3 protein-coding genes are annotated in these 2811 nt (G+C 64.3%); 1 reads left to right on the top strand and 2 read right to left on the bottom strand.

Annotated elements, in window-relative coordinates; all coding sequences use genetic code 11:
• Together WBB85_RS16540 and WBB85_RS16535 are read right to left on the bottom strand one after the other, a co-directional pair.
• Window positions 1-979: aminotransferase class V-fold PLP-dependent enzyme (locus WBB85_RS16540; RefSeq protein WP_432639696.1), on the bottom strand; the 979-nt coding region annotated here is incomplete at its 3' end.
• Between the two features lie 200 nt (window positions 980-1179).
• On the bottom strand, window positions 1180-1917 hold the full coding sequence (locus WBB85_RS16535) for an RNA methyltransferase (RefSeq protein ID WP_432639695.1): 738 nt from the start codon (window positions 1915-1917) through the stop codon (window positions 1180-1182).
• 212 nt (window positions 1918-2129) lie between these two features.
• Here WBB85_RS16535 and WBB85_RS16530 point away from each other — a divergent pair, with 212 nt between their 5' ends.
• The gene (locus tag WBB85_RS16530; protein WP_432639694.1) at window positions 2130-2753 is read left to right on the top strand and encodes a thiamine phosphate synthase; all 624 of its coding nucleotides are present in this window, start codon (window positions 2130-2132) and stop codon (window positions 2751-2753) included.
• Window positions 2754-2811: the final 58 nt, after the last annotated feature.

The following is a 2811-nucleotide window of genomic DNA, read 5'->3' as shown; positions in this document are numbered from 1 at the left end:
GCCGCAGGTCGTTCCGCGAGCCGAGATAGTCGAGCAGCGGCTGGCACACCGCCACCTCGTGCTGCCGCATCAGATCGTGCAGCATTGCCGCCCGTGTCGCGGCATCCGGTTCGGCGTCGAAATGATGCGCATGAAGCGCGTCGAAATAATCCGCGATCCCGGCAGAGGCCGCGACCTGCGCGTGATCGGGACCGGCGGGGGTGAAGCGTTTGTAAAGCGCCTCGCCGTTGAAATAGTGCCCCTGATTGGGCAGGCACATCCCCAGATCTTCGCGGATCACCATGATGCCCTGATGCGGCCCGTAAACCTTGTAGGCCGAGAAAAGGTAGATATCCGCCCCCAGACCGGCCACATTCGGCAGTCCATGCGGCGCGTAGCTGACGCCATCGACACATGTGACCGCCCCCGCCGCATGGGCCATCGCGGTGATCTCGGCCACCGGATTGATCTCGGCCACGACGTTCGAGCAATGCGGGAAGCAGACCAGCCGCACCTTGCCATCGGCCAAAAGGGGGGCCAGCCGCGCCGGGTCGAGGTGACCTGTCACCGGGTCGATCTTCCATTCGCGGATCTCGACGCCTTCTTCCCCCAGCCGTCGCCAGGGGCCGGAATTGGCCTCATGATCCTGATCCGTGACAACAATCGCCTCACCCGGTTTCAGATGCCGCCGAAAGGCCTGCGCCAGCACATAGGTGTTCTGGGTGGTCGAGGGGCCGAAGCTGACCTCATGGGGCTTCACGCCCATCATCGCGGCCAGTCGCTTGCGCGCCTCGTCCATCTCTTCCCCGCCCGCGGCCGACGCGGCATAGGGTCCGTAGGGCTGCACCTTGCGCTCGGTGTAGAACCGCGTCAACCGGTCGATCACCGGCTGACAGGCATATGAGCCGCCCGCGTTTTCAAAGAACGCCTTGTCCTGCAGGCCTGCCGACGCGAAGGCCGGAAACTGGCTGCGCACGAACGTCATGTCCAGGGATGTCATTGTTCACTCCACTCTCATCCTTCCCGACATCCCGCCAACCGGCAAGGGCGTACCGGGCCATGGCAGGTCTTCCAGCCGAGCCGGCACCCCGGTGTGGAGAGCAGCGGCAGACCTTGCGACAATGTCACAGGGTCGTCCGAGAGATAGCTTTGCCATTATGGGAAGTAAACGGCATCCCTGCGGGCAGGGGAAGACCCGTCCTAGCCGTCGCGCTTGCGCAGGATCTGGCGCAGTATCCCGTGCAGGGTCTGCACATCGGCCCGGGTCAGCGGCATCCGGCTCCAGAAATTGCGAAGCGTCAGCTTCATCCCCGCGACCCTGGTGTCAGGAAAGAAGTATCCGGCCTCTTCCAGCCGTTCTTCATAGTGATCGCCCAGCTTCTCAATCTCGATCGCCGAGGCGAGTTCGGTTCCCGCCAGTTCCAGCACCTCGGGCGGGGTCGCATCGCCCTGTCTGCGCCATTCATAGGCGCAAAGCAGCACCGCCTGCCCGAGGTTGAGCGAGGCGAATTCCGGATTCACCGGGATTGAGATGATCGCATTGGCGCGGGAGATATCCTCATTCTCCAGCCCAGCGCGTTCGGGGCCGAAGAGAATGCCGACCTTCTGGCCGGAAGCTGAGAGCGCACGGGCATGTTCCATGGCCCGTTCCGGTGTCATCACCGGCTTGGTCAGGTCGCGCGAGCGGGCCGTGGTGGCGAAGACATAGGCACAATCATGGATCGCCTCGGGAAGCGTTTCAAAAACCCCGGCATGGTCCAGCACCTTGCCCGCAGCGCCCGATGCCATGGCCACCGCACGCGGATTGGGCCAGCCGTCACGCGGATCGGTCAGCCGCATATGGCTGAGGCCGAAATTCAGCATGGCGCGGGCAGCGGCACCGATATTCTCGCCCATCTGCGGCCGGACGAGGATGAAGGCAGGCTGAAGGTCTGGCATCGGTACAATCCCCTGAGGTCGGGCGCCTGATACTTTGGCCGGGCATTTATCGCAAGGCGGCGGTCATGCAATGGCACGGCGGGGGCTGACCCAGGGTCCGGCACTTGCCCCGCACAGTCATGAAAACCTTGCCCGCCAAGTGACGCCCCCCGTAGCCAAACCGTGCATTCTGCGCTAATCGGCACCGAACCCGTGACACCCCGGAGCCGACAATGGCCGAAAACGACCGCCCGCAGATCTACCTCATCACGCCCCCTGATTTCGATCTGGAGGTCTTCCCCGACCGTCTGGCCGCCGTTCTCGATGCAGAGGGGATCGCCTGTATCCGCCTTGCATTGGCCGGTGGCGATGAGGACCGGATCGGACGGGCCGCGGATGCGGTGCGGCAGGTCGCGCATGACCGCGACGTGGCCGTGGTGATCGAAACCCATCTGAAGCTCGTCGAACGGCATGGGCTCGACGGGGTGCACCTGACTGACGGCGCGCGCAATCTGCGCGAAGCCCGCAAGGCATTGGGGGCGGATGCGATCGTCGGGACGTTCTGCGGCACCTCGCGACATGAGGGCATGACTGCCGGTGAGGCGGGCGCGGATTATGTGGCGTTCGGACCTGTGGGTGAAACCGCCCTCGGCACCGGGGCGCAGGCCGAGCGCGATCTTTTTGCCTGGTGGTCGGAGGTGATCGAGGTGCCCATCGTCGCCGAGGGGGGGCTGACGGAAACGTTGATTGCCGACCTGACCCCGGTCACGGATTTCTTAGGAATTGGGGCCGAGATCTGGTCCGCCGAAAACCCGGCAGCCACGCTCAAATCGCTGCTCAAACCGACCCGACCTTAGGCCTGCGCCGTCGGGACGCTTAGAGCGTGTTGCGGTTTTCGAGATTCAGGATTCCCCC

It is taken from the genome of Albidovulum sp., assembly GCF_049646345.1.
Lineage (GTDB): Bacteria > Pseudomonadota > Alphaproteobacteria > Rhodobacterales > Rhodobacteraceae > Albidovulum.
Note: the sequence above shows the minus strand (reverse complement) of the source record. Positions and strands in the feature narration are given on the sequence as shown.

Excerpts from the sequence above, each read along its gene's own strand:
- WBB85_RS16535 (WP_432639695.1), bottom strand. The coding sequence starts at position 1,917 with ATGCCAGACCTTCAGCCTGCCTTCATCCTCGTCCGGCCGCAGATGGGC.
- WBB85_RS16530 (WP_432639694.1), top strand. The coding sequence starts at position 2,130 with ATGGCCGAAAACGACCGCCCGCAGATCTACCTCATCACGCCCCCTGAT.